This window comes from Streptomyces sp. 351MFTsu5.1 (assembly GCF_000383655.1).
In the GTDB taxonomy this organism is placed as follows: Bacteria; Actinomycetota; Actinomycetes; order Streptomycetales; family Streptomycetaceae; genus Streptomyces; species Streptomyces griseorubiginosus.
The window spans coordinates 279918-305366 of record NZ_KB911779.1; the positions used below are offsets into that span (position 1 = coordinate 279918).

Genomic DNA, 25449 nt, shown 5'->3' on the forward strand with positions numbered 1-25449 from the left:
TCACGCCCCCTCGGCCGCGCGGGCGACCAGCTTGGTCCAGGCGGTCACGACGTGCTCGCCCGCCTCGTCGTGGACCTCGCCGCGGATGTCGATGATGTCGTTGCCCGCCATGGACTTGATCGCCTCGATGGTGGAGGTGACGGTGAGGCGGTCGCCGGCCCTGACCGGGCGGACGTAGACGAACTTCTGGTCGCCGTGCACCACGCGGCTGTAGTCCAGGCCGAGCTGCGGGTCCTGGACGACCTGTCCGGCCGCCCTGAAGGTGATGGAGAAGACAAAGGTCGGCGGGGCGATCACATCGGGGTGGCCGAGCGCCTTGGCGGCTTCCGGGTCCGTGTACGCGGGGTTGGCATCCCCCACCGCCTCGGCGAACTCGCGGATCTTCTCCCGGCCCACCTCATAGGGGTCGGTGGGCGGGTAGCTCCGCCCCACGAAGGACTGGTCGAGCGCCATGGGCTCGGCACCTCCTGCTTGCTCTACTGGCCGGTATCGGGTCTCTCAACGACGCGAGGCCGCCCCCGATCTCTCGGGGACGGCCTCGCATACGAGCCTGATTTATCGCGTCTCGCGGTGCGCGGTGTGCGCGTTGCAACGCGGGCAGTGCTTCTTCATCTCCATGCGATCCGGGTTGTTACGCCGGTTCTTCTTGGTGATGTAGTTCCGCTCCTTGCACTCCACGCAGGCCAGCGTGATCTTCGGGCGGACGTCGGTGGCAGCCACAGGAGTGCTCCTTGACGAACGGATGGGACAGGTTTAACGCATAGAAGAGTAGCCGATCGAAGGACCGACCCCACAATCGGCTACTGTCTGTAGCGGTGACCGGACTTGAACCGGTGACACAGCGATTATGAGCCGCTTGCTCTACCGACTGAGCTACACCGCTGTGATGCGATCCGTTCCCGCCTCGCGACGGGAACCTCACACACCAGAGCCCCAATACGGAATCGAACCGTAGACCTTCTCCTTACCATGGAGACGCTCTGCCGACTGAGCTATTGGGGCGAGCGATGAAGACATTACACGGTCTGCAGCCGTTCGCCCAAATCCGTTTCCTGGCGCCCCGAGCGCCTTGATCCACGGCTTTCCCGAAGGCCTCAGGACCCTCTCCGGCACGGCGGACCACACCGGTACGACTATTGCGCTCCTCCCTGTGACGGCGGCGGCGCCGCCCTAGGCTCGACTCACTCTGCGTGATCTTGCGTCCCTTGCGCGGTTCCGGCGGCTCCGGGCAGCGCAGCCCCGAGCCCCTGGAGCGCGATGCCCGACAGCCAGCCGCAGCCGCACCACTCCTCGTCGTCCCGGTCGGGTACCCCGTCGCCGGACGGGGCCGGGCTCCTGTTGTGCGGGGCACGGCTCACCGACGGCCGGACCGTGGACGTACGGCTGGGCGGCGGGCGCATCGAGGCGGTCGGCACGGCCGGGAGTCTGACCGCGGGCGGGCCACGCGCGCGTGGGGCGCGCGTGGACCTCACCGGCTATCTGCTGCTGCCGGCCCCGGCCGAACCGCACGCCCACGGCGACACCGCCCTGTCGGCCGATGTCGAGGGACCGCTCTCCTACGACCCCCACGACGTCCAGCGCCGGGCCACCGAGGCCGCCCTGCTCCAGCTCGGACACGGCGCGACCGCACTCAGGGCCCATGTGCGCGTGGGGGACGTCCAGGGGCTGAGCGCGCTGGCGGCCGTGCTCCAGGCACGGCGTTCGCTGCGCGGGCTCGCCGAGCTGACGGCGGTGGCGATGCCGCGGGTGCTGACCGGGGCGGCCGGGGCCGAGGGGCTCGCGATGCTGCGGGACGCGCTGAAGATGGGTGCCTCGGTGGTGGGCGGCTGCCCGGACCTCGACCCCGATCCGACGGGCTACGCGGAGGCGGTCCTGGAGGTGGCCTCGGAGTACGGCTGCCCCGTCGACCTGCACACCGACGCCGCCGACCCGGCCCGTCTGGCCCGCCTCGCCGCGATGGCCGGCGGACTGCGGCCCGGTGTGACCCTCGGCCCCTGCGCGGGTCTCGACCGGCTGCCCGCCGAGGTGGTGTCCCGGACCGCCGACCAGCTCGCGGCGGCCGGGGTGGCGGTGGTGTGCCTGCCCCAGGGCGGCTGCGCCGGCGTCGACCGACGGGGCACGACGGCCGCGGCTCCGGTACGGCTGCTGCGGGCGGCCGGGGTCCGGGTGGCGGCCGGAAGCGGTGCGCTGCGGGACGTCTCGAACCCGGTGGGGCGCGGTGACCCCCTGGAGGCCGCGTATCAGCTCGCCTCCCGGCACGGGCTGCGCCCCGAGGACGCCTACGACACGGTGAGCGGCTCCGCGCGGGCCGTCCTCGGGCTGCCCGAGGTGCGCGTGGAGGCGGGTTTCCCGGCCGAGCTGCTCGCGGTACGCGGCGACCGCCTGGCCGGCGCGCTCTCCCTCGCGTACAGCCGGATCGTGGTGCACAGGGGGCGCGTGGTGGCACGGACGAGCGCGGTGCGGGAGTACTGCAACTCGGCGGGGACGGCGGAGTCGGGGCTGCCTCGGCAGGGGCGGGGGGAGGTGTCGTAGGGGCGGCGGCTGTACGGCTGTTGTGGGGGCGGGGCGCGCCGGGCCGGCGGACCCGTGCGCGTGCCCTGTCTCTGTCCGGGTCTGCCGGACGGCACAGGCGGATGCAGCTGTTGGGGCGTACGGTCGAAGACATGCGCATTGTCATCGCTGGTGGACATGGTCAGATCGCGCTGCGGCTGGAGCGGCTGCTCGCCGCGCGCGGGGACGAGGTCGCGGGGATCATCCGCCGCGCGGAACAGGGCGACGACCTTCGGGACGCCGGCGCCGAACCGGTCCTGCTGGACCTGGAGTCGGCCTCGGTCGAGGAGGTCGCGGCTTCGTTGCAAGGCGCCGACGGGGCGGTCTTCGCGGCGGGCGCAGGCCCCGGCAGCGGCGTGGCTCGCAAGGACACGGTGGACAAGGCCGCGGCGGTGCTGTTCGCGGACGCGGCGGTACGGGCGGGCGTACGGCGCTTCGTGATCGTGTCGTCCATGGGCGCCGACCCGCACCACCAGGGCGACGAGATCTTCGACGTGTACCTGCGCGCCAAGGGCGAGGCGGACGCCTATGTGAGCGGCCTGGACGCCCTGGACTGGACGATCCTGCGCCCGGGCGCCCTCACGGACGAGCCCGGCAAGGGCCTCGTACGGCTGGAGGCGCACACCGGGCGGGGTCCGATCCCGCGCGACGACGTGGCCGCCGTACTCGCGGAACTCCTGGACACACCTGCGACGGCCGGGCTGACGCTGGAACTGATCAGCGGTTCCACGCCGGTGTTGGTGGCGGTCAAGTCGGTGGCGGGCAACTGAGGTTGACCGCGGAGGTGGTTCAGAACAGCGGGAGCTGGCCGGGGACCACGGGGACCGTGTACCCGTCCAACGACGGCTGTGCCGCTCCGAGTTCCGCCTGTCTACGGGAACCCGGGCAGGAGACCAGCTGACCTCTCTCGCGGGCTCCGGGCGGATCGTGCCGTGCAAAGCGACCGGCGACGACGGCGATCTCTCGACGGCATTCGGGGCAGAGCCTGCGACGACTGGACATGCAGTCAGTGTGCCCCGGAGGAGCGGGGATCGTACGTCTGGGACCGTGGGCGGGTCGGGGAGCGGTCGGAGGTTCCGGGGCCGTGCCGACGGACACGACCGGCACTGTCCACCCTCGCGCTCCCCCGCCCGCCGCAACTCAGGGCGCGTTGCTTCGGAGAGGCGTGAACCTGTTCGCCGCGGATCGGCAAGTACAGGGTGTGAACACCAGCCATCCTGACACCCACCGACCCCGCCAACGGACGGACAGTCCATGACCGACTCGGCCGGCGGCGACGCCGAGCTCATCGCGGCCTCACTCGCCGAACCCGAGCGTTTCGCGGCGCTCTTCGAGCGTCACGCCCCGGCGATCCACCAGTACGTCGCCCGACGACTGGGGCGGGACGCCGCCGACGATGTCACCGCGGAAACGTTTTTGACGGCCTTTCGGATACGGGCCCGGTTCGACCCGGCCCGCGCCGGCGTGCGGCCCTGGCTGTACGGCATCGCCGCCAAACAGATCGGTCGGCAGCGCCGGGAGGAGGTCAGGGCACTGAAGCTGCTCGCCCGCACCGGCCACGACCCGGTCGCCGACAGCTGGACCGATTCCGCCGACGACCGTCTGGCTGCCGAGGCCGCTGCCCGCCCACTGGCCAGGGCACTGGCACGTCTCTCCGCGGGAGACCGGCACGTCCTGCTGCTCTTCGCCTGGGCCGACTTCAGCTACCAGGAGATCGCCGAAGCCCTCGGCATTCCCGTCGGCACCGTCCGCTCCCGCCTCAACCGCGCCCGCCGCAAGCTGCGCACCGCGACCGGCGCGGCCGGTGGACCCCTCACCGAAGCTCGCATACACGAAGGTGACCCCGCATGAACGAGCTCTCCGAGATCCGCGGCCTGCGCGCCGACGCCCCCCTTCCCGAAGCCGACCAGCTCGCCGCGCCGCGGGCCCGGCTCGCCGCGGCGCTCCGGCAGGAGACCCACCGCGGGCGGGCAGCCCGTCCCGGGCGCCGGATGATCCTGGTCGGCGCCGCCACCGCAGGAGCCCTCGCCGTGACCGCCGGGATCGTCGCGACCCTGCCCGCCGACAGCCCCCGCGCACCCGCCGGGAAGCACCCCCAGGTGCTGTCGGCGGGCGCCTCCGCCGACGCCCTCGAACTGGCCGCCGCGACCGTCGAGAAGCACGACGGCACCGAACCCGGCCCGAAGCAGTGGGTGTACGAGAAGAGCACCGTCTTCTTCCAGGGCAAGCCGCAAAGCAGTGAGGAGTGGACCCGCTGGGACGGCACTGGACAGGCCAATCTGCCCGGCATCCCACCGGCTGGTGACATCTCGGACTTCGATCCCGACAAGCTCCAGGTCTGGTACGGCCCCAACCAGGAGGAGAAGTGGAAGCGGGAGGGGTACGACGACCGCTCACAGCGGCAGTTCTACCGCTTCCTCGCCACCTTGCCGAGCGACCCCGACCGCATGATGAAACGCATCCGCGAGGAGCACGCCATCGGCTCCATCAACGGGGAGACGCGCGCACAGCGCGACTGGCGGGAGATCGACGTCCTGTACCGGTCGGTGCTGATCCCGCCGAAAGTCCAGGCAGGCCTGTTCCGGGCGCTCGCGAAGATCCCCGGTGCCCGGGTGACGACCGGCGTCAAGGACCCGCTCGGCCGCGCGGCGATCGGGGTGAGCGTGAACTACGCCGAGAGGGCGCCCTCGGGCGCGCAGGGCAAACAGGAGATCTTCTTCGATCCCGAGAGTTACGCCTACCTCGGGGAGACCCGCAACGACGGGGAGACGGTCGGCGCCCGCGCGGCCTGGGGCGTCGTCAACAAGCCCGGCGCCCGCCCCTGAGCACCCCCTGAGCACCGCGGCGGGCGCACGGTGCGACTGTGCCTGGTGGTCGACGGCCGCCTCCGGCTCGTCGTGCACGCCCCGGCAGCACGGCCCCCGACGGACGCGCACGGCTGGACCGCCCCCTGCCGTTCCCCTGATCCGACGCTCGCGGACGGACACGTCGGCACAAGTCGGCCAGGGAACCTGTGACAGACCCCTTCGAAGTGAACGAGGGCATCTGGTGGAGGCGCCGTGACAGGATGTCGGCTTTCTACCGGACGGCTGGATGTAGTCAACTCAAGGGGAATATAGGGAAGATGAAGATATTTCGGCGCCGCGGAGCCTCTCAGGAACGGGATCCTGCCGAGCAGGCGATCCAGGAGTACGGGACGGCCTACGAACGGGGGCTCGCCGCCGAGCAGAGCCAGGGGCCGACACAGGCACTGGCCGAGTTCGCGCGGGCGCAGCACGCCCTGGACCGTTTGGACGCCGCCTCCCCGGACCTGCCTGAGCTTCCCCAGGCCAGAGCGGGACTGCTCTACGCCATAGGACGGGCCAGGACCGATGTCGGAGACGTGAGCGGTGCAGTCGCAGCCCTGGACCAGGCCGAGGAGCTGTACCAGCGGATGGAGTCGGAGCAGCTCGCCACCCGGGAGGAGAGTGAGCAACGGGGTGACCGGCAGGAGACCGGTCCCGTACCCGCGGTCTTGCTGACGGCCGATGTCCGGCTACGAAGGGCCCGGGCCTATGCCGAGTGGGACCGTCCCTTCAGCGCCCTCAGCGATCTGGACACGTCGATCGGTGGGTACATGCGGGCGGGCGTTCTTGAACTCGCTGTGGAAGCGGTGGACCCCGAGAGCGTCGCCAACCCTCGCCAGGTCCGCGCCCTGGTGGCTGGGGTGCGCGAGCAGGGCCGGCGGGGACGGCACCTGGAAGCGTTCTTCAGGTGTCTGTACTACGCGGCCATGCGTCCCGCCGAAGCCGCCGCGCCGAGGGTGAACCAGTGCCACCTCCCGAAGACGGGGTGGGGGATGCTCCCCCTCCGGCAGGGAGTTGTCCGCGCCGGACACAGCATCGCGGTACTGCACAAGGTGTACGCCAAGGTGCTGGACCGGACTCGGGAGCGCGCGCAGCCGACGCGGTACGAGGTGAGACACGTCCACGTCCCGTCCACAGCGATTCGAACGGCGCGAGCAACGCAGAGACCCCCTCTCACCAGGTGATTAACCTGGTGAGAGGGGGTCTCTCTCAGCGTGGCGGCGCCAGGATTCGAACCTGGGAAGGCTGAGCCGGCAGATTTACAGCGGGCCGAGTTCGGGTGCTTTGACCTGCGGCTGCTTTGCCTGGAACGGCGTTCGGGGGACACCTGGGGGAATCAGGCCTCCGACGCTACCGCGACGGATTTCAAGACCGCCCTATGAGGCGTCTGGCCCACACATAGCCCACAAGCCCCCAGGAGTCGCCCTTCGATTTCGTGTTGAGCTGAGCCTGAGCTAGCTGATTTACGGCCTGCGGGCCCATCTGCCCCAGACCAGAGGTTTGAGGCCCCGCAGGATGAAGCTGCCTACCACTTACCGCACCGAAGGCCGCGTGCCAGTCACAGAGTGAGCGCGATCCCACATGTGGGGCTCGGAGGCACTGGTCATGTGACGTCACCGCCGCTTACGGCCGAAGCGGCGCTTACCTTTGGTCGACTTCCGGCCCGTCAGTTGTTGAGCCTCGTGAACCCTGCCCATCGCGGTCAGCCCACTGGCAAGGTTCCCGGTGACCCTCACAGTGTCAGGATGCTTCGCGCCGAGGACTCGTACGATGCGAGCGCGGGTATCCCTCCAGAGTTCGACCGCCTCTGCGTACTGACCGATATCGTGCAAGGTGCCTGCGAGGTTGTTGGCGGATTGGAGGACGTCAGGATGGTCCTCGCCCAAAAGACGGCGACGACGCACCAGAACGTCCTCCTGCATCCGCCGAGCCTCCCCATACTCCCCCAAGTCACCCAAGACGCCTCCGAGATTGCCTGCTGAGGTGAGGGTGTCGGGATGGTCCTCGCCCAAAACACGGCGACGACGCACCAGAACGTCCTCATGCATCCGCCGAGCCTCCCCATGCTCCCCCAACGAGCTCAGGGTGCTGGCGAGATTACTGGTGGAGGTGAGGGTGTCGGGATGGTCCTCGCCCAAAACACGGCGATGACGCACGAGAACGTCCTCCTGCATCCGCCGAGCCTCCCCGTATTTCCCCAAGATGCGCAGGGTGCTGGCGAGATTGCCTGCTGAGGTGAGGGTGTCGGGATGGTCCTCGCCCAAAACACGGCGTTGACGCACGAGAACGTCCTCCTGCATCCGCCGAGCCTGCCCGTGCTCCCCCAAGTCACCCAAGACGCCTGCGAGATTGCCTGCTGAGACGAGGGTGTCGAGATGGTCCTCGCCCAAAACACGGCGACGACGCACCAGAACGTCCTCATGCATCCGCCGAGCCTCCCCATACTCCCCCAAGTCGTTCAGGAGACCTGCGAGGTTGTTGGCGGATTGGAGAACGTCAGGATGGTCCTCGCCCAAAACACGGCGACGACGCACCAGAACGTCCTCATGCATCCGCCGAGCCTCCCCGTACTCCCCCAAGTCACCCAGAGTGTTGGCGAGATTGTTGGCGGATTGGAGCGTGTCTGGATGGTCCTCGCCCAAAACACGGCGACGACGGGCAACGGTGTCCTCAATGAGAGAACGAGCCATTACGTATTCACCGAGGGCGGCGCTGGCGTGCCCCAGATACTGCGCGCAGGTGAGGGTGTCGGGGTGATCTGGCCCCAGATCAGTGCTCCACGCCTGATGCAATGCCATACCGAGGTCATCCGCGGCGCGTGGTTGACCGCTGCAGAGGAGAAAATAGACGGCGTTTGAGAGCGTGCGACGCAGTTCGGATCGGCCGGTGACTGTCGTGGCGATGTGGGGGGTGGTGAGGTGGGCTGTGAGGGAGGACCACGCTGGCCAGTCGCCCGGAAATTCCGGATCGCCGGGGTCGACTGCGGCAAGGACAGCGGTGACGTCGTCGCGGATTGCTACGACCAGGTTAGGGCTGGCCAAGGTGCGGAGGACTGCTTGGGTGAGGCGATGGATTTGGAAGGTGTCGAAGTCGGTGCGGGCCAGTCCGTAACGGCCAAGGGGCTGGAGGGCGTTTCGGAGCCACATCGGGTCGTCTGGGGCACCGGGAATGGTGGCCAGGCGGGGGCGGGCTGTCTCCAGCCAGGCGGTGGGGATGGGTTCCGGGCCGAGGAAGGCACCGAGATTGAGCAAGGCAGCGGCATCGGGGTGGCCCTCGTCCGTGAGGCGGGTTGCCGCGATGTTGACCGTCGCAGCAAGCGGCGCTGGATAGTCGCGGACGTCGCTCTCCTGTAGGAGGCGTCCGGTGTGGGTGGTTAGGAGCTGACGGTAACGGTCCAGGGTCATGCCGCTGCGCAGGACGCCTGCCGCTTGGGCGAGGGCGAGGGGAAGGTCGCCGAGGTCCTGCGACAGAAGATCGGCCTGCTCGCTTGCGATTCCCGGGATACGGCCCTGGAGGTAGGCCAGTGAATCGGTGCGTGCGAACATGTCCAGGCCGCTCTGATGAGCGACCCCGTGCCAGTCGGGATTGCGCGAGGTGATCAGAACATGGCCGGGGCCCTCAGGGAGCAAGGGCTCGATTTGATCAGGTTGTTCAGCGTTGTCGAGGATGAGAAGCCAGCGGCGCCTTGTCCGCAGATGTTCGAGAAGGGCATGGGCATTGGCCTCGGTGCCGGCGTTGGCTTTGGCGATGCCGAGGCGGTCGGCGAGTTCGGTGTAACGGACGGGCAGCTGGTCGGCCTGCTCGGCATCAACCCACCACACAAGGTCGTACTGGCTAGCGAAACGGTGAGCGTACTCCAGGGCAATCTGGGTTTTGCCGATGCCGCCCATACCATGCAGCGCTTGGACCACGGCTTGGCGCCCGCTGAGCAGCCCAGTGCGAAGCCGAACCATTTCAGCTTCGCGGCCGGAGAAGTCGGGGTTGCGGCGGCGGACATTCCACACCTCGGGCAGACCGACGCTGCTGGGCAGCCGGGGACGCTGTGAATCAGATTCCGAATCCGAATCGGCCGAGGCGGCGCCGGGGAAGACAACCGGGCCGGTTGGGAGATTCGGTCCGTGGACAGCTTCGAGCAGGGCAGCAGCCGCACCGGTCTCGTCGAGCCCGTGGAGGTCCCTGCGCAGCCTCCCAGCCAGCAGGGGGGGAATGTCATCCTCAATCAGTGCCTCGATCGCCACCGGCACGAGCCGTCCCCGCACAGCCACGATGGCTGACCACTCTTCGTGGGTCCATCGCCCGGCGGCGAAGTAGTTCTTGGAGAACAAGGCCACCACCGCCTCAGCCCGGTCGAGAGCGAGGTTCATCTTCTGGACGAAGTCATCCCCCGTGCGCCAATCCCACCGGTCGAGCTCCACCTGGTGACCGGCCCGCTTGAGCTGCCAGCTGACCCACTCCGCCCAGGGCCGGTCTGGGCCCGCGTAGCTGACGAAAAGCCGTTGCGTGGCGTCGGTCACCGTTGGCCTCCGAGTCCCCTGACGCTTGGTTTGTGGAGCATGAACCATGATCTCGCATATAGCGTGGGAGCGGGCGGACAACGTTGAGATCGGCTGGCAGGAAAGAGGAAAGCAAATGGCTCAGGCGCGGAAGAACGTGGAAGTCAGGTTGAAGCTGCCGCTGCTTGAGATCGCTGGCAGCTGGGAGCCGAACGATGCGGAGCGGCGCGCAGCCTGGGAGCTGTACGTGGAACTGATCACCCGCGTCTCGGTGGTGCCGCTGCGATCGGACGAAGGCCTGCTACGGGAAGCACTGACCAGTCTCTACTCGCTGTTCGGCACCACCCGTGAGATCTTGCGCCGTCACGGTCCGCAGATCGCCGAACCGAAACGGGACGGCCAGTACAACTTCGGCTACCTGGCCGTGGCCATGCTCAACTACGGCGTGCGCCCGCTCCTGGCCACCTGGCACCCTGCGTTGGAGGATTGGGAGAGCCGCCGTCCTGTGGACCGCTCCCGCCGCGACCACGAACGTGCCTGGTCGCAGGCTGCTGAACTCCGCACCGCGTTGAACGACACCCGCCGCATCCTTGCCGCGTACGCCGACCTCCTCGCCACCGCCTGCGGCGTACCCAACCTGCTCGGCGCATTTCCAGCCCCCACCTCTGACTCTCATTGAGCTCGTCCACAATCCGGGCAATTAATGGGACCCGAGAAGTGAGGCCCACGGCGATGCTCGCGCCCTGATCCACGTCTCCGCCGCCAGCGAAGTTGACCAAACCCCAGAACTGAGCAGCCGTTGGGTTACCGCAGCTGTCCGCGACCGACTTGTCGCGGACAGCACCAGAGGCACTCTCCATCGCTCCACCCGCAGAAGCCCCACTCCGAACCCCTGAGCCGTTTCCCAAATGTTCCAGGCAACGGCGCCCGCGCCCGGTAGACCCGTGCAAAACGACCCGCCTCGGCAGACTTACTGCGGGCCGCTTCCACCGTCGGTGACCTGCGGCTTTCCGTACGTCACTCGGTGCTGGGGGATACCTGGGGGATCAGAGCCGAGCTACGCATTGAAACCGGCCCCGAAGCGGTGCGCCCAAAGGCCCTCGCGGCCATCAGGTAGGTCGGGCGCTGGAACGGGAGGCAACTGCTCCTCCCCGCAACCACGCGCCCAGAACTGGCCGTCCAGTGAGAACTTCGGTCGGTCATCGTCAGATGAAACCGGAACGAGGCTGGTGGAGATCCACTCACCCTTGGTCGGTTCCGGCAACCGGAGCGCACGGGCGGCGTGCGGGTGTGATCCTTGGTGACCCAGAACGACAATGCCCTCCGGGCGCAGCTTTATCCGGGCGTCGCGGGCACGTTTTGGCGCGTCGTCCTGCTGGCCGACGGTCAACACGACCTGACGGCCAATGAGCCGGTCTTGCACATCACGGAACAGCTGGTTCACCCGCTGCTGACCCGACGAGGATCGGCGGCCCGGCAGTCGGGCGGTGAGAATCCGCTCGCGTGTTTCGGGATGCAGGTCGCGGAGCAGGTTTGTCGGTAGATCCCTCTGGAGCCCACCCCAGAGCCAGTAGACCCCAGACTGGGCGGCGTCGGAGAGCTTGCGCTTGTTGTCTCGGTTGTATGCGCGGACGAGGTCGCCGTTTGCACCCAGCGCTCTCTTCCAACGCAGGCGCTCATCGGTGATTCGCACTATGCCAGCGGCCCACCGGCTCGTGTCGTCGTCCATCCAGGTCACGACTGCAGCGTGGTCGGCACGGCCACTCCGCTCGCCGTGGTCGGCGCACAGATACATCTCCATTGGGATCTCCCAGCCGCCGAGATCCTTGGAGAACTTGCAGTCGATGTCGAGGCCGGCGATTGACCAGTCGAGGTCTGCGCCGTTGTCGATGGCGAACTCCTTGGTGAGGTTCACCTCGACGGCCGTGCCGAGATACGTCTTCTCGGTCTTCGTCAGGTGTTGGTAGGCCCAGCGCCCCGTCCGCTGGCCATCGAGCAACTCGTCGAGAGAGTCGCGGAGGGCCCATCGGAAGCGCTCTCGCGCCTCCGGCTGGCTGTAGAACCACTCCACGAACGGGACAAGGTCATCGGGGACGGGTTGCGTGAGACCGGACTGAATCCGCCACTCACGCGGCACCCTGCTCATGGGCTCGTTCGGGAGATCCCAAGTGCGGTACGAATTGCGGCGCGAGTGCTTCGCCGCCAACGCACGCGAATCTTGCATGCCAGCCTGAGGAGCATCCTCGGGTAACCACAGACCCTCTTGTATCGTCACGAGCTGAAGTCTGGCAGCAGGCACTCAGCCGGGTTCGACGAACCCTCCTCGGCGGGCGCGGTTGGCACCCGGCAGGAGACACATGCTCGACAGGCTTCGAGGAGGACGCACAGGCGTTAGGCCCGTACCAGCACCTCGTCGTCAGGCGCAGACGCGGCCTGCACCGGCAGTCGGTGCCACCAATCAAGCTTCGCCAGCAGGTCCTCACTCGGAGGAGACCAGCCGAAGGCGGCGCTCAGGACATGCATCGCCAGGCGCGGCGGAACGGCGTTCCCGATCTGCTGCCCGATGTCGCGACCGGACCATGGGTAGTCGGCAGGAAAGGTCTGCAGACGTCCGGCTTCGGAGTGATTGAACCGATCCAGTTCAGCCCCGTCGAGGGAGACGACGCGGTTTCGGCGGATCTTGCCAGTCACGGTGGCAGAGGGCTGGGAGGAGGTCCTGCGCCCACGCAGCTTCGGGTCGCCACCGGTTCCGTAGTTCGAGATCACCTCGAAGGGCGTTCCTCGCTCGATCACGTCGCCCATCGTGCGCCACGGCTCCTTCGACGCATCGCCGGCATCACGCGGAACCCCCTTGCGGTAGGTCCTATGGGTAGAGGCGGGAAGCTTCACGTTGTGCTCCCCCCGGCGCGCGACCAGTACGGCCCGCTTCCGCGTCTGCGGAACGCCGTAGGCCTCCGTGAGCAGGAGTCCGAAGTCAACCGAGTAACCTTCGTTCCGGAGGGCTCGGGCGTATGCCTCCCACACAGGGAGCACCGCAGGCACCTGCTCCAGGACGATTGCCTCGTAGGGCTTCTTCTGTACATCGATGGCTTCCAAGATCCATCGGAGGGGTTCCAGTACGAGGCCGGTCCGCTCGTCATCCAAGTTCGCGAGATCGCTAACGATCTGTTCGCGGTCGACGCGAGCAGTCATTTGCTCGACGAATTTGAGGACGTCATCGAGGGCCTTACGGCCCGCCCCGCTGCCTGCGACCGTGAAGGTCTGGCACGGCGGCCCGCCGGCCAGCACGTCTGCGTCCGGAAAGTCGACCGGACCGTACTGCCGCACGTCGCCCTGGACTGTGCCCAGGCCCGCAGCGCGGCGGGTCTCGCAAGCATCGGCATCCCATTCAATGCCGACAGTGGGTACTCCCAATTTCTCCGCAGCCACGTCCAGGCCACCCGGTCCGGCGAACAAGTCGACAATCTTGACTGGCTGCACGCGATCTCCAGAGCCTCAGGGTGGCGGTCGAACGGCCGCACTTTGCAGTGCAGCGCTGTGCGAGCGTACCTGTGACCACTGACAATCAAGTGCTGCACGACTCTCTTGCGGCTCGGCGGAGCCGTGTGGAGTGCTAGACGTCACGAGTTCCGTGCGGCGTCCTAGGGACACCTGGGGAAGGAAGCTGCGCGCCGACCGCCTCACAGTCCGGTTCGGTGGATGTAGGAGATGACGGTCAAGGTCTCCTCCTCGATGGTCCACGGTGAGGTGCAGTGGAGGATTCCACCGGTCGCGCTCACAGGTACAAGGGTGCGATCCAGTTCGATGGAGTGGACGATCACAAGGGCGTTGGCCGGCGCGAACTTGCGTTGCCATTCGACCTCGCCCCGCGTCAGGATGACCTGGCTGCCGTCGGACGTGGTCCCCTTCACTTCTACGTGGAGCTTCTCGTCCCCTCGCGTCAGGTGCAGGTCGTACGGCTTGCTGGCGCCGACGTCCTTCACGGTCCATCCCTGCGCTTGGAAGTACTCCGTGGCGAGCTGGACGCTGCGCTTCTCGATGGCGCCGCGCTCGGCGGCGGTCAGGACGAACCCTTGACCGCCCTTACGGGCACTCCTGCGATTCGCGGTGGTCGCCGCGCTCTGGGTTGCCTCGCGGACCTCCACCGGCAGGTCGCCAGGAACGTAGGTCGCGTCGTCCGTGGCCTTGTACAGACGCCCCAGGAGCCGCGCCATGAAGAGCAGATCTTCACTCAGGGCGCCCGAGTTGGGGATGGCACCCCTCTGGTACTCGATGGCCACGACGTTGCCCGGCTCATAGCCTTTGCCGAGCTTCGTGCGCGCGTTGAGACGGATCTCCGTCAACAAGTCACCTCGCTCGGCGGCGACTTGCTCGATGAGGGGGCGGGCCCAGGCGATGCGCTTCTTCAGGGCAGCAGGCTCGCGGGGCTTGAGCTCGCCGGCGATCCATTCGGTCGTGCCCTGCATGAGCGACAGGTAGACGCGTTCACCGTCGCCACTGAACAGGTAGACGATGTACCAGCCATCGGTTGCGCTCGGGGTTCTGCTCTTCGAGTAGACGCGGGTCCATACGACTTCAGCCCGCTGACCGGCCCCGTCCTTGCCCTCCACCCCTACATCGTCGAGGGGTATTTCCATGGCTACGGCGAGCGCCTTCGCATGCTCACGCAGCCACTCGCGGATCTCGGTACGAACGACGAAGCCACGACGCTGCATCTCTTCCGTGTTCTTCGCCTGCCACACCTTCTGAAGGCCCAGCACCTCACTCAAGAGTTCATCCACGCCCGAACAGTAGCCACGGACACTGACACTGGGCTGCGCACCTGAGACCTATTGAGGTCCAGGCCCAGCTGCGTGGCCACCCTAGGCCGCCCTGCGACGGCCCCGCTCTGGAGGACAGCGGATTTACAGTCCCCCCAAGATCGCCACTCCGCACCCGATCTGACCTGCGACTTAGTAGCGCCCAGGTGTTGAGCAGGACTTCCTCGTCCACATCTCGTCCTGATCTTGAAAATCGCGGCTGGCGAGTGCACACCGCACCGGGCTTGAGCTGAGACGTCCGATGTGAAGATCAGCTGTGGCCCTGACCCAACCACCGCGGCCAGCTTCCTGCCTCTCGAGGACGGATCGCTTCGCAACAGTCGCAACACAGGCAGCAAGCGGTTGTCCGAACGGTTGTCGTTCTGGTTTCTACTCGGGTAGTTTGATGGCATGGGGCACCGTGAGATCTATTCGAATGCGCCGTTGGCGCTCACAGTCGTTGAGCTCCGCCACACGGCCAGTACGACACTGTCCGAAGCCGACAAGGCAGGGCTGAAGTCACTCCTCGCGAGCACCTTCCCGATCTACAAGCCGGCCCAGCAAGTGAGCATTACCGTCACGAACGCAGGCGCCTCGGAAGACCGGACGTTGTACCCCCGCTACATGACGCGGGACTCCACTGAGTCCATCAGTTTCCGCGACAACGCGATCGTCGTCGAGACGACACGTTACAAGCGGCGGAGCGCCTTGCGTGAGCTCCTGCGCCAGGCTGTGGAGGCTCGCCAGAAGGTCTCTCCTGTCGACGGAGTGGAGCGTCTGGGTATCCGGTACGTCAACGAAGTCCGCGTCCCCGACGTTGAGCATCCGTCCGACTGGGAGCGCTGGATCTCCGCACCATTGACCAGCATCGCCAGTCTTCACACGGAGGATATGGCGGCCCAGACCTGGCAGGGCGTGACGGTCTTCGGCACTCCGTCCGTGGGAGTCGTGCTTCGGCACGGCAACTTCGAGGGCTACGCTGTCGACCCGGCCGGTGACCTGCGCCGCCAAACCCCCGCGCCAGGCCCTTTCTACCTACTCGACCTGGACTCCTACTGGACGCCCGGCGGGGACGTTCCACAGCTCGACTGGGCCAGCATTGAAGAGCGGTTCAACACCGTTGGCTTGTCTGCGTACGAGCTGTTCGAGCAACTGATCACGGACCACTACCGCACGGAGGTGCTTAAGCGTGAGCAGTGAGGCACAGCGGCCGATGAACGTGGTCACGGAACCCACTGGCAGCAGCCTTGTACTGCAGCCGCAGGAGCCCACGGCGACCAGGTCCAACCAGTTGTCAGACCTCACCGGGGCGGCTGGATCGCTCAGGTACCAAGCCAAGAACGTCTTCGAGGACGTTACCGAGTACCACCTTGAGCTCCTGATCCGCGACTGGCGCAGGCTTACGGCCGAACACGCCAAGCAGTCTCACACCACATTGCTTGAGGAGCTGTCCGACCTCGGTTTCTCGTGGCGTCACATCGCCCGCATGCTCGGCGTGAGCGTTCCTGCCGTGCAGAAGTGGCGACGCTCCGGCGGAGTCAGTGGGGACAACCGCATGCAGCTGGCGAGCCTGCTGGCCCTGTGCGACATGATCAAGCAGGCGTTCATCCATGATGTCGCATCCTGGTTCGAGATGCCCCTCACCCCCGGCGTGCCCGTGACTCCGATCGACCTTTTCACAGAGCGCAGGCCAGACCTGGTACTAGACCACGCACTCGGGCCGAACGATGTTGAGGAGATCCTCACGGTCTACGCACCCGACTGGCGCGAGCGCTATCAATCTGACTTCGAGGTCTACCGTGACGTGGATGGGGTCATGTCGATCCGTCAGAAGGAAGCGTGACGAGTGCCCGCTGAGATGGAACGCCCGCAAGATCCGCACGATCTGTACCACGCGTGCGGCGACGACGTCGTCGCCGCACGTCCTGTTCTCACCGGCGACGTCTACGAAGGCGTCACTGTTATCGAGACAGATGGCTCCAAGCGCGAGATCACGGCCATGGTCCTTGAGCACCCGTGCTCGCTGCGCCTAGACGGGGTGAACCTTGCGCCGCGTCTGAACGTTGGTGAGGTGACGCCGGCCGAGGGAGCCCAGTGGAACGGCGCCTTCAATCGTATGTTCCTCCCTCCGCCGTTTCCCCAGGCGAGCAACGGGGTGAAGGCATGTGCTGCATTCTTCAACCAGGGGTACTACGTCTCCCCCGAGCAACTTCAGGCCGGGAACAGAATCGCCTGCCTCAGCCCCTACGGGATCAACCTCTTCCTCCAGCGCTGGGTCAAGCACTCCAGCCGCTTGACGGTCGAGACGTCCAAGTTCCAGGAGGCAAACGAGACCCCTTACGAGGAAGCAGACCTGATTGAGGAATGGTGCCTCGATCGCGAGGAGAACGGGATCAAAGTCCCCGAGGCCATGGCTGAGTGCATGGACTGGCTACGGGAAGAGCTTCCCGATGGCCGACGTCGCCAGAATCTGCTGGGGGACCCGCAGACTCGAAGCACCGTTCGCCGGGACGCGCGAGCCCGCTTGAAGGCCCTGCGTCGGCAATCTCAGTAGTGGTGGCCCCCGTCGCTCTTATCACCAGGGCTACTTGCAGGGCTCGTGCTCGGGGCCTACGCATTACGCGTTGTCTGATCTCGGCCTGGGGACGTCCGTGGGCATTCAAGAAGCAGGTGTCATGCCTGCTCAGGGCGGTTTGTGACGCTCAGGGGACGACGCCGGACGCGCCGGAAAGGCCACCGTGGGCTAGTTCGCCGCTCGCCGACCTGACCATGAGCCAAGTGACATGGCGCCATTGAGCCGACCTCAAGGCGTCACCGCGCTGGGGAGCAGGTTGGCACGGACTCTGCGTCGGCCTGGCGGTGCAGCCGCGCACAGCAGAGCACCATGGACCAGGAAATCCTTGTCCACCGTACAATCAGTGGCTTCCTGTGGCAGTCTCAGTTCATGAAGATTGACACACCCACGAAAGAGCTACTCTTTGTCACGGTAAGAATCGTTAACGAAGGTGCAGGCGGGGTTAGGACCGTTGGCACCGGATTTTTGCTCCACAAGAAAGTAAACGACTCAAGTTCGATTCTATTTATTGTAACTAACAAGCATGTGCTGGCCGACGCCCAATTGCTTACTCTCGGATTTATCGCGAGGGGCGATGACGGGGAGCCCAAGCTTGGGCAGCGTGAGGATGTGACGATTGGCAATCCGGGGATCGCCTGGGTGGGCCATCCAGATCCGGAGGTTGATGTTGCAGTCCTGTCAATCGGCGAAATAATTGAGCAACTTGGCCAGAAAATCTTCTATCGCACTATGCCGATGAGTCAGATGCCCGTAGACGGGGATGGTCTCTTCATTGATGCTATTGAGGAGATTACCTTCATTGGATACCCGAATGGACAACAGGACCCAGCCCACCTGACACCTATCGTTAGGCGTGGAATTACAGCCACCCCGCTTGAGCTTCCATTCAGTGGCAAACCGTCTTTCCTGGTCGACGGGTCAGTCTTCGGGGGGAGTAGCGGAAGCCCCGTGTTCCTACTCAATGAGGGTTTCTATCGATCGGGGCCGACTAGCGTGGCCCCGGGGAATCGGCTCGTCCTTGTTGGAGTAATTGCGGCAACAATGCAAAGATCGACACTCCTTCCCCTTGTTGTAGGCCATGGACCCCATGTCAAGCTAGCTCAAGAGCTAAATCTGGGCGTGGCGTATAACTGGCACGCCATAGAGCAGACAATTCAAGAGTTCGGGCGGCGAAATGGGATTCTGGGCATGCCGTCATGACTCATCGAGTCGGTTTCGTACCAAATAAGCAGGGACACCGATTAATGTTGGCCTCCGGTGCAATGGTGTCGCAGCCCTATGGGCTGAAAGTTCCCCTAATACCGATACCACTCCGCAGTGTTCAGGTCGTCCCCTAGGAGCCATTCAAGGATCGCCATCTTCCCGTTGAGGAATCCCCACTCGTAATCGTCCGCAGGCAGCAGAAGGCCGGCATCGTACTTGCCTTCTATGCGGGCTCTGCCCTGCTCAATCGATTTACGCAGACCCTCATCGTATCTCGGGTTGATATGACCGTCTGGAGTGTCGCTCCATCTGCTGTGCGTATACCAAATGCGATCGTATAGCTCCGTGTGCAACTCTAGGATTTCTGCGAGCGAGCGAGGCGGATCATCGAGAAATGACACTTCTTCTACCAGTTCCTCGTATTCCTCACCAAGTTGTTCCGCAAGCACGGCAATCAATCCATCCACGTCATAAGCGTAAGCAGTACGTCCATCTGCAAATACTGCGTCAAAGTCAGGATGTGGCTTACGGCGGTCGCCATTAACTACGGAGAAGTCCTGATAGTTGGAAGTAGCGAATACGTAGCAGTCCGAAGAATCTTCGGACTCTGCAAGGGCGGAGCGAAAGAGTTCCATCAAGAGGGCATCAGCGATACTGTTCTTATTCAGGTGAAACGGAGCCCGCTTTTCGAGTGCTCGCTCGACCACGGCACCTTTTTCCTTGGCGCTGGGCTCAAGCTTTTTGCCATGGCCGAGTAGCTCAGAGATCTCAGAGAAATTCTGCAGTGCTTGCGCGCTGACGAATGGCACCTGATGCGCCATCTCTGCAATCCATTCTTGCGTCTCGCTATCGCCGTACTCCTTGAGGTCTTGTTTCAATAGCCTGAAGCGTTCGCGAACGCTATCTGTGGCAGCGGCCTCGGCGCGTGGGCGATTACGCTCAAACTCTTCCAAGATTATGGATGGCACAAGGAGGTCAAGCTTTTTCTGAAAGAAGAGAACTCGAATGGGTACGATGATTTGCTGACCGTCGCGACGCCTGGCTATGTCCAGCCATACGGACGTATCAATTAGAAGCCTAAGCACAGCGAGATGGTACGACCCGCGAGCGAGATCAGATACTGCATTTTGTGGAGTTGGTGTCGCACACTGCATGCCGCGATGATCAGATCCGTGGGCAAGCTTGTCTTGCGGTAGCAACCCGTGAGCCGCCAGAGCCCGCAACTACGCCTCATTGGGTCCTGCGCATGCGGTCTGCCGTACGGCCGCCCCCTCCGCAGCGGCCGTACGTCGTGGGATTCTTAGGGGTGACGACGGGCGAACGGAGAGGGAGAGCGAGTGTCGCAGCAGGCCAGCCCTCGGGGAACCTTCCTGAAGATTGCCGACTCAGTGAAGGTACTGATCGAGGGTGATCCGGAGATGACAGAGCTGCCCTCCCTGACTGAGGTCATGCGCGAACACGGCGTCTCACGCGGCGTTGCCATCCGTGCGTACGGGGTACTGCGACAGGAAGGCTTGGCCGAACCTGCGCCCGGCGAACGGTGGCGCGTTGTGCGTTCGGGTGTACGAGTCGATCGGCGCCCGCTCGATGAGCGCATCGCCGACATCATCACGGCTGAGGAACTCCAGGTGGGGGCAGCCTTCCCAAGCGCTTCCGCCCTGGCCAACCGGTTCGGAGTTTCCCGGCCCACGGTGACTAAGGCGCTGGAGAAGTTGGAGACCGCCGGCGTACTGGCGGGTGGCGGACAGGGCAGGGTGCGGACGGTCCGTGCCTTGCCGACGCGAGAGGAGCGTTCGTAGCTTGCCGACGTTGACCGAGTGGGCCTATCCCCTGGCTGAGTCCCTGCTCGCCGAGCCGCTTCCGCGGCGCTGGAAGCACTGCCTCGGCGTAGCCGAGCGGGCGCGTACGATCGCGCTCGTTCTTGACCAGGACGCGGATCTGCTGGAGGCCGCGGCGGTACTGCACGACATCGGCTATGCCCCGGACCTCGCCAAGACGGGCTTTCACCCGCTGGACGGGGCTCGATACCTCCGGGACGTGGCCGGCGCCGATGAACGGGTCATCAACCTAGTTGCTCACCACTCCTGCGCCTGGTTGGAGGCGGAAGCCCGCGGCATGCGCGAGGAATTGGAGGGCGAGTTCCCCCGCGAGAGCGCGCACCTGAACGATGCGCTCTGCTACTGCGACATGAACACCACACCGGACGGCACGCCCACGAACCCGATCGATCGAATCAATGAGATCACCGGTCGATACGGACCGGAGAGCCTGATCGGGCAGTTCATCCGCCGGGCCGAACCCGAGATCCTGGCATGCACCTCGCGCGTGCTCGAACGCGTCGGCGCCGCCAAGCGTCAGCCGATGTAGGGGGTCGGGCGCGTCCGGTCCATGGCGTGCTCAATTCGGAGCCGCATCGTGGGGTGCACGTCCAACTTCGTCAGGTCCGCCGGGTCGACCCAGCGGACCTGAGTCGTCTCGTTGCTCGTGCGGAGTTCGCCGCCGACAGGCCGGGCGCGGAAGCAGATGCTGAACTGCTGGCGCACCTCGCCGTCGTCGTACTGCATCACGTGCCCAGGGTCGGTGTAGATCCCGGACATGTCGACGACTTCGGCCTTGACGCCCGTCTCTTCCCAGACCTCGCGCACTACGGTGTCGCTGATGGACTCGCCGACGTCGTGCCCGCCGCCGGGCAGGGCCCAACGGCCGTTGTCCGACCTCTGGATCATCAGCACCTGTCCCGCATCGTTCTGCACGAAAGCCACGACAGAGGGCACCACTGAGTTGGCCAGCGGGGCGTCGGGGTCGTGAAGGTAGTCGATGCGTCCCATGGCTCATGCTCCTGTGATGTCGTGTTCGGTCACTGGCCTTGCGCCTTCCCAGGTCTGCTGCACGCTATTGGCGAATGTGTCGAAGAGTCCCGCCCCGGGGAGTCGTCGTAGGTGCAGGACCGGAGCCAGGTAGGCGCCGATGCCGTACACATGCGTGTTCACGAGCATCTCGTCATCCGCTCGGTAGATCGAGTTGTAGAGCACGGTGTCGTGCAGGCGGAACGCAATGTCGGGGTGGCTGGTGAACAGAGGACTGTAGTTGACCAGGGCGTTACGGATCTTGCCGTCCATGATGCGGTGGCCTTCGTCGATGCCGCGCTGGATGACGGCCTCACACGCGGGGTCGCCCATCAGGACGCGAATCGCGACGCTCTTCGATTTCGCTTTGAGGACCGAGAGGAAGCGCGGGTCTTCCGCGAGGCCGATGCCTGCGTAGACCAGGATGTCGATGCGCTCGTTGGCGCGCTCGCACATCTCCCGCCACAAGTCCGTCGGTACGACGTGGCGGTGCGGGTAGACCGTGACGATCTCCGCTTTGCTCAGGTCGACTGCGGACTCCTGCGTCCGGGAGTCGTCCCACAGCATCGTTACGTCGACCTGGAGTGCTGTCGCCGTCGCGTACTGATGGCGCCGGTACGGCACCTTGCCCTGCGTGACCCAGCGCTCGATGGTCTTGGGGATCACCCCGATCTCGGCAGCCAAGTCCTGGATCGTCATGCCGCGCGCCAACAGGGCAGACCTCAATCGTTCGTTGGACACCTTTACCCCCGCGTGGACTTCTAGGGACTTCTTGACCGTAGCCAGATGATTCCGAGCTGTCTACGTACGGGGTGCCCAACTCCCCTGACCTGGGGCGATTCTGAATGTGCGCCAAGAAGTGCCGGCGCGAAACCCAAGCGGATCCGTGCTCGTACTTGACGGACCACTATGCAGTACCTGTAAAACAGGTACTGCAAGCCGAACAGGCTCCGGAGGGAGCTGATCCGGCGTGTGCACCACGCAAGCCGTTGTTTGAGAACTGAAGAGTGATCGTGCGGGGCTGACGCGAGAGCGGCGGTCACGGCAGGTGCCTAGGGCGAGGGTCCGGGTGGCAAACCGCCGTGATGTACGAAGCTCTCCCCCTACGCGCCTGGCAGGCGCCATCCGATCTCGGGTGTGGGGAAGTACAGCGGGCCCCAACGCACGTGGCGGGATGAGAAGACCGCCCCCGAGACGACCGGGTGAAGTCGTCGGCGGCGCAGCCACCTGCATCAGCTCTGGAGAACATCCCTTTGGGGTGCCACCTGGTACATGCCGCCCTGCTGGCGTCAGAGCAGTGACGATGACGCACCCGATTCCCCGGCTCGGGACCGGTGGTCCGTAGCAACGGAGCGCCGGTGAAGCCGCATCTCTGCCACTTGCGGGAGGTCGGCGTGAGCCGACGACATACATGGGCGCTGCCGGGCGGACCGGCCGGCAGCGCCTGAACGACTTCCTGGTCCGCCTCATTCCTGGCATCGCAGCGGCTCGCGCTGCGGCCGGTTGCCTCTCCTCGCCCGTCCGGCCCGCACCTGGTGCGCCGACTGCACGGGCGAGGCGGGGGGAGCCGGAAAGTCCGGCCCTGAGCGGTCCCCCGGGGTGCGACCCGAGGGACCGCGAGCAGGCACCTGATGTGGAGGCACCTGTGGCCACCAGTCTGACAGACGCGGAACGGGACGAACTGTCCCGTAAGGCAGGCGAAGCGAACAAGCGCAGCGAGGACAACGCCCGCGCTCGGGGCGGCCGTTGATGGCCAGCGGCGAGCACGAGAAGACCAAGGATCCGCTGCGGCCGCGTCCGCGCGGCCCGCACCCTTACTGAACGTCCCAACCGCACTGATGGCTCCGGCCGGGTTCGACTCCCGGCCGGAGCGCTCCGGCCCGCCGCATCGCGCGGCGGCGCCGTACTTCCCGGACCGGCCGCCGCCCTCTGGTGGGCGCGCTCGCGGCTTCCGGCTTTCTCCGTCCCTTCGATATGGGAGCTCCCATGCACAGTTACGTCGGCGGCCACCGGGCCGACACCCCACAGGACTTCGTCGAACTCGCCCTCGGCACTCCCGCCGAACTCTGGCTCGGAGTCGACGGCGAGAGCGAGATGGAGCGCGCGGCCCGCCTGGACGCGGCCCGTGACATCCTGGCGGACCCCGACTACGGCTGCCTGCCCGACGACCTGATCCGGCTGGCCGCGCGGGTGGTCGACGAGAACCCGGACCTGTTCAACGTGGTCCCGCTGGCCCGCCTCGCCCGCCGCCGTACGGCCCGTCGGGGAGTCGCGGCATGAGCGAGGGTCTGACACTGGACGACCTGGCTATCCCGCTGCGGGCGCTGCGCCTGCTGGCTGCGGACTTCGGGTACCTGTCTGCGCCGGCCGTGGCGGTGTCGACCATCTACCCGGACCGGTTGGAGCTGTCGTTCCACGACGACCTGTCCGGCTTCGAGGCATGGCGCGAGGCCCTGGGCATCCCGCCGGAGGCCGTGGTCCACCGCGAGCAGAGCAACGGCCACACCCGCGTCCTGACAGCAAGCGTCGACCACGCGGGCACGGTCGTGGACCTGGTCGGCTACGGCAGCATCACCGCCCCGCAACCGGCCGGGACGGCGGCCTGATGTCCGTCACCTGGGGCAAGTGCTACGACCCGAACGGCGCCCGCCTCGGCATCCCCACCTGGCCGTGGCGGTACGCGCCCAACGGACTAGCGACCAGACGGCAGTTACGGGCCCGGGGCCTGCGCCCCGGTGGCCAGCCGATCGCCGGCCAGATACTCCGGCCGCGCTACCGGCGCGGGCCGCTGGTCGCTTACCTCTACCGGCTCGACAAGGCATTGCCTGTCCGGCCGATGACCCCGGCCAAGCGGCGGGCCCTGGCGTGCGCGATGCGTGCGCGCCGGACCTGCCCGCAGTGCCGCACGGATGCCGGATACGTCATCCCCTCATCGCTCGGGGTCTGCGTCCCCTGCGCCTACCCCGACGACCAGAACAAGGAGTGATCACATGAACTGGAAGGAAGTACAGGCCGTGCTGCGCAGGTTGGCGCACTGGAGTCTGCCGGCCGGTCTGACCGGCCTGTCTCTGGGCTGGACGGTCTACGCGGTCGGCGAGATCCTCGCCCACCAAGCACCTGCACCACTGGCCTACACGGTGGCCGGGATCTACGACGCGGTGTGGCTGTACGCGCTGGCCATGGAGACCGCGCACCGCCGCCAGGGCTCCAAGGCGACACTGCCCACCACCCTGGGCTGGCTGTTCCTGGTGACCTCGGTCGGCGTGCTGTTCACGCACGGCCTGCTGTACGCCACTGCGGTTGTGGCCGTGATCGGCGCCGTGGTGCCCGCCGCGGCCAAGGCCACGCTCATCATGGCCGTGGAACGGGAGGCCACCCGGATCTCCCCCGCGGCGCAGCAGCAGATCGACGCGGTCCGGAGCGCTACGCGGGACCAGGTCGCTATCGGCCGGGCGGTCACCCGCGCCAAGACCGATCGGCAGACCACCGCGGCCGTCTTGGAGCGTGAGGAGCAGAAGGCCCGCGGCAAGGCGCAAAAGACGCGGCACAAGGCAGCCGACAAGCTGGCCAAGGTCTCCGAGCGGAGCCCGGTGACCGAGGTCCCCGAGGCGGTGCCAGCGCTGTTCTCCGATGAGGATCTGGCCCGGGTGTTGGGACAGTGGTCGGACGGGGGTGTGTCCCTGGGTGTGTCCCCTGTGTCCCCGCAGGTCAGCCCCGTGTCCCCGACGCCCGAACTGCCTGCTTCCCAGGGCGAGGGACACGCCCCGCTCGACTGGTCGGCTCTCGTGCAGGTGGCGGCCGTGGCCGGCGTCGAGACGCCCGAGCCGGGCGAGCCGCTGAGCGAGGAACAGCTCACCGTCGTGCTGCGGTGGCTGCGCCACTCCGAGAACCCTCCGCTCTCGTACCGCAAGGCCCTGGCTGCCTACCGCGCGGCCGGGTTCATCGCGAAGGAAGAGCGGGTGCGCAAGGCGTATGCCGCGCTGATCGACGCGGAGGACGCACAGCCGTAAGCAAGCGTCCGGCACACACCAATGACGGCCAGCCCAGGGCTAGTGGGCTGGCCGTTGTTGCGACTGCCGGAAGCAGTCGAACCCCAGTGAAGCAGACCCGGCGAGCCCCGGCGAGCGGCACGTTCGC

At 66.2% G+C, this 25449-nt stretch carries 25 protein-coding genes, 2 tRNA genes and 1 pseudogene; 16 read left to right on the forward strand and 12 right to left on the reverse strand.

What is annotated here, in order from left to right:
• From H295_RS0113320 to H295_RS0113335, 4 genes are all read right to left on the reverse strand, one after another.
• Positions 1-453 carry a MaoC family dehydratase N-terminal domain-containing protein gene (locus tag H295_RS0113320; RefSeq protein WP_020135837.1) on the reverse strand — a complete coding sequence of 151 codons (453 nt, stop codon included), beginning with the start codon at positions 451-453 and terminating at the stop codon, positions 1-3.
• 102 nt (positions 454-555) lie between these two features.
• Positions 556-720 carry a 50S ribosomal protein L33 gene (rpmG, locus tag H295_RS0113325; protein WP_018834916.1) on the reverse strand — a complete coding sequence of 55 codons (165 nt, stop codon included), beginning with the start codon at positions 718-720 and terminating at the stop codon, positions 556-558.
• A 90-nt stretch (positions 721-810) separates the two neighbouring features.
• A tRNA-Met gene (locus H295_RS0113330) sits at positions 811-883 on the reverse strand.
• 46 nt (positions 884-929) lie between these two features.
• A tRNA-Thr gene (locus H295_RS0113335) sits at positions 930-1002 on the reverse strand.
• A 255-nt stretch (positions 1003-1257) separates the two neighbouring features.
• On the opposite strand from H295_RS0113335, the gene H295_RS0113340 reads away from it, so the two are divergent.
• Together H295_RS0113340 and H295_RS0113345 are read left to right on the forward strand one after the other, a co-directional pair.
• Complete coding sequence (locus tag H295_RS0113340) at positions 1258-2532, forward strand: hydrolase (RefSeq protein WP_020135838.1); 1275 nt, start codon at positions 1258-1260, stop codon at positions 2530-2532.
• Positions 2533-2663: 131 nt separating this feature from the next.
• Positions 2664-3320, forward strand: a complete 657-nt coding sequence (locus H295_RS0113345; protein WP_028809323.1) for an SDR family oxidoreductase — start codon at positions 2664-2666, stop codon at positions 3318-3320.
• Between the two features lie 19 nt (positions 3321-3339).
• Here the strand turns inward: H295_RS0113345 and H295_RS47905 are convergent, their stop codons facing one another.
• Complete coding sequence (locus H295_RS47905) at positions 3340-3552, reverse strand: hypothetical protein (protein ID WP_078616641.1); 213 nt, start codon at positions 3550-3552, stop codon at positions 3340-3342.
• Positions 3553-3804: 252 nt separating this feature from the next.
• Here H295_RS47905 and H295_RS0113350 point away from each other — a divergent pair, with 252 nt between their 5' ends.
• From H295_RS0113350 to H295_RS48720, 3 genes and pseudogenes are all read left to right on the forward strand, one after another.
• Complete coding sequence (locus tag H295_RS0113350; RefSeq protein WP_020135840.1) at positions 3805-4401, forward strand: RNA polymerase sigma factor; 597 nt, start codon at positions 3805-3807, stop codon at positions 4399-4401.
• Positions 4398-5375, forward strand: coding sequence for a CU044_5270 family protein (locus tag H295_RS0113355; protein ID WP_020135841.1), 978 nt, complete (start codon positions 4398-4400; stop codon positions 5373-5375). Before H295_RS0113350 ends, H295_RS0113355 begins: the two co-directional genes overlap by 4 nt.
• A gap of 815 nt (positions 5376-6190) precedes the next feature.
• Positions 6191-6430: pseudogene (locus H295_RS48720) on the forward strand (site-specific integrase); the annotation flags it as partial.
• Between the two features lie 579 nt (positions 6431-7009).
• On the opposite strand, the gene fxsT reads toward H295_RS48720, so the two are convergent.
• Entirely contained in the window at positions 7010-9910 is a 2901-nt protein-coding gene (gene fxsT, locus H295_RS0113365; RefSeq protein ID WP_020135842.1) for an FxSxx-COOH system tetratricopeptide repeat protein, read from the reverse strand.
• A gap of 46 nt (positions 9911-9956) precedes the next feature.
• Here fxsT and H295_RS0113370 point away from each other — a divergent pair, with 46 nt between their 5' ends.
• Positions 9957-10568 carry a hypothetical protein gene (locus H295_RS0113370; protein ID WP_234021601.1) on the forward strand — a complete coding sequence of 204 codons (612 nt, stop codon included), beginning with the start codon at positions 9957-9959 and terminating at the stop codon, positions 10566-10568.
• Between the two features lie 378 nt (positions 10569-10946).
• Here H295_RS0113370 and H295_RS0113375 read toward each other — a convergent pair whose 3' ends face one another.
• From H295_RS0113375 to H295_RS47190, 3 genes are all read right to left on the reverse strand, one after another.
• Positions 10947-11960 (reverse strand): NaeI family type II restriction endonuclease, encoded by a 1014-nt coding sequence (locus tag H295_RS0113375; protein ID WP_234021602.1) that lies wholly within the window; start codon positions 11958-11960, stop codon positions 10947-10949.
• A 320-nt stretch (positions 11961-12280) separates the two neighbouring features.
• Positions 12281-13369 (reverse strand): DNA cytosine methyltransferase, encoded by a 1089-nt coding sequence (locus H295_RS0113380; RefSeq protein WP_020135845.1) that lies wholly within the window; start codon positions 13367-13369, stop codon positions 12281-12283.
• 200 nt (positions 13370-13569) lie between these two features.
• Positions 13570-14670 (reverse strand): MrcB family domain-containing protein, encoded by a 1101-nt coding sequence (locus H295_RS47190; RefSeq protein WP_158691043.1) that lies wholly within the window; start codon positions 14668-14670, stop codon positions 13570-13572.
• 429 nt (positions 14671-15099) lie between these two features.
• Here H295_RS47190 and H295_RS0113390 point away from each other — a divergent pair, with 429 nt between their 5' ends.
• The 4 genes from H295_RS0113390 to H295_RS45420 all read left to right on the forward strand — a co-directional run bounded on the left by H295_RS0113390 (position 15100) and on the right by H295_RS45420 (position 18463).
• Positions 15100-15888 (forward strand): TIGR04255 family protein, encoded by a 789-nt coding sequence (locus H295_RS0113390; RefSeq protein ID WP_020135847.1) that lies wholly within the window; start codon positions 15100-15102, stop codon positions 15886-15888.
• Entirely contained in the window at positions 15878-16531 is a 654-nt protein-coding gene (locus tag H295_RS0113395; RefSeq protein WP_234021603.1) for a helix-turn-helix domain-containing protein, read from the forward strand. The genes H295_RS0113390 and H295_RS0113395 overlap by 11 nt, the downstream gene beginning before the upstream one ends.
• 3 nt (positions 16532-16534) lie before the next feature.
• The gene (locus H295_RS0113400; protein WP_020135849.1) at positions 16535-17242 is read left to right on the forward strand and encodes a hypothetical protein; all 708 of its coding nucleotides are present in this window, start codon (positions 16535-16537) and stop codon (positions 17240-17242) included.
• A gap of 390 nt (positions 17243-17632) precedes the next feature.
• Positions 17633-18463, forward strand: a complete 831-nt coding sequence (locus H295_RS45420) for a trypsin-like peptidase domain-containing protein (protein ID WP_158691044.1) — start codon at positions 17633-17635, stop codon at positions 18461-18463.
• Positions 18464-18558: 95 nt separating this feature from the next.
• Here H295_RS45420 and H295_RS47195 read toward each other — a convergent pair whose 3' ends face one another.
• The gene (locus tag H295_RS47195; RefSeq protein WP_158691045.1) at positions 18559-19551 is read right to left on the reverse strand and encodes a PIN domain-containing protein; all 993 of its coding nucleotides are present in this window, start codon (positions 19549-19551) and stop codon (positions 18559-18561) included.
• 252 nt (positions 19552-19803) lie between these two features.
• Here H295_RS47195 and H295_RS0113410 point away from each other — a divergent pair, with 252 nt between their 5' ends.
• Positions 19804-20265, forward strand: coding sequence for a GntR family transcriptional regulator (locus H295_RS0113410; RefSeq protein WP_020135850.1), 462 nt, complete (start codon positions 19804-19806; stop codon positions 20263-20265).
• Position 20266: 1 nt separating this feature from the next.
• Positions 20267-20833, forward strand: coding sequence for an HD domain-containing protein (locus tag H295_RS0113415; protein WP_020135851.1), 567 nt, complete (start codon positions 20267-20269; stop codon positions 20831-20833).
• Here the strand turns inward: H295_RS0113415 and H295_RS0113420 are convergent.
• Positions 20821-21294: an NUDIX domain-containing protein gene (locus tag H295_RS0113420; RefSeq protein WP_020135852.1), complete on the reverse strand. Its 474-nt coding sequence runs from the start codon at positions 21292-21294 to the stop codon at positions 20821-20823. The two genes, H295_RS0113415 and H295_RS0113420, sit on opposite strands and share 13 nt — an antisense overlap.
• A 3-nt stretch (positions 21295-21297) precedes the next feature.
• A complete protein-coding gene (locus H295_RS0113425; RefSeq protein ID WP_020135853.1) occupies positions 21298-22011 on the reverse strand; it encodes a hypothetical protein in 714 nt (237 codons plus the stop codon).
• 1287 nt (positions 22012-23298) lie between these two features.
• Here H295_RS0113425 and H295_RS0113430 point away from each other — a divergent pair.
• The 4 genes from H295_RS0113430 to H295_RS0113445 are packed head-to-tail and all read left to right on the forward strand — an operon-like array spanning position 23299 to position 25322.
• Positions 23299-23592, forward strand: a complete 294-nt coding sequence (locus H295_RS0113430; RefSeq protein WP_020135854.1) for a hypothetical protein — start codon at positions 23299-23301, stop codon at positions 23590-23592.
• Positions 23589-23918 (forward strand): hypothetical protein, encoded by a 330-nt coding sequence (locus H295_RS0113435; RefSeq protein ID WP_020135855.1) that lies wholly within the window; start codon positions 23589-23591, stop codon positions 23916-23918. The genes H295_RS0113430 and H295_RS0113435 overlap by 4 nt, the downstream gene beginning before the upstream one ends.
• Positions 23918-24298, forward strand: coding sequence for an RRQRL motif-containing zinc-binding protein (locus H295_RS0113440; RefSeq protein WP_020135856.1), 381 nt, complete (start codon positions 23918-23920; stop codon positions 24296-24298). Before H295_RS0113435 ends, H295_RS0113440 begins: the two co-directional genes overlap by 1 nt.
• Positions 24299-24302: 4 nt before the next feature.
• Entirely contained in the window at positions 24303-25322 is a 1020-nt protein-coding gene (locus tag H295_RS0113445; RefSeq protein ID WP_020135857.1) for a hypothetical protein, read from the forward strand.
• The last annotated feature ends 127 nt before the right edge of the window (positions 25323-25449 follow it).

Coding starts and splice junctions, on each gene's coding strand:
- H295_RS0113320 (WP_020135837.1), bottom strand. CDS start 453: ATGGCGCTCGACCAGTCCTTCGTGGGGCGGAGCTACCCGCCCACCGAC.
- H295_RS0113340 (WP_020135838.1), top strand. CDS start 1,258: ATGCCCGACAGCCAGCCGCAGCCGCACCACTCCTCGTCGTCCCGGTCG.
- H295_RS0113345 (WP_028809323.1), top strand. CDS start 2,664: ATGCGCATTGTCATCGCTGGTGGACATGGTCAGATCGCGCTGCGGCTG.
- H295_RS47905 (WP_078616641.1), bottom strand. CDS start 3,552: ATGTCCAGTCGTCGCAGGCTCTGCCCCGAATGCCGTCGAGAGATCGCC.
- H295_RS0113350 (WP_020135840.1), top strand. CDS start 3,805: ATGACCGACTCGGCCGGCGGCGACGCCGAGCTCATCGCGGCCTCACTC.
- H295_RS0113355 (WP_020135841.1), top strand. CDS start 4,398: ATGAACGAGCTCTCCGAGATCCGCGGCCTGCGCGCCGACGCCCCCCTT.
- H295_RS0113370 (WP_234021601.1), top strand. CDS start 9,957: ATGATCTCGCATATAGCGTGGGAGCGGGCGGACAACGTTGAGATCGGC.
- H295_RS0113390 (WP_020135847.1), top strand. CDS start 15,100: ATGGGGCACCGTGAGATCTATTCGAATGCGCCGTTGGCGCTCACAGTC.
- H295_RS45420 (WP_158691044.1), top strand. CDS start 17,633: ATGAAGATTGACACACCCACGAAAGAGCTACTCTTTGTCACGGTAAGA.
- H295_RS0113420 (WP_020135852.1), bottom strand. CDS start 21,294: ATGGGACGCATCGACTACCTTCACGACCCCGACGCCCCGCTGGCCAAC.
- H295_RS0113425 (WP_020135853.1), bottom strand. CDS start 22,011: ATGACGATCCAGGACTTGGCTGCCGAGATCGGGGTGATCCCCAAGACC.
- H295_RS0113430 (WP_020135854.1), top strand. CDS start 23,299: ATGCACAGTTACGTCGGCGGCCACCGGGCCGACACCCCACAGGACTTC.
- H295_RS0113435 (WP_020135855.1), top strand. CDS start 23,589: ATGAGCGAGGGTCTGACACTGGACGACCTGGCTATCCCGCTGCGGGCG.
- H295_RS0113440 (WP_020135856.1), top strand. CDS start 23,918: ATGTCCGTCACCTGGGGCAAGTGCTACGACCCGAACGGCGCCCGCCTC.
- H295_RS0113445 (WP_020135857.1), top strand. CDS start 24,303: ATGAACTGGAAGGAAGTACAGGCCGTGCTGCGCAGGTTGGCGCACTGG.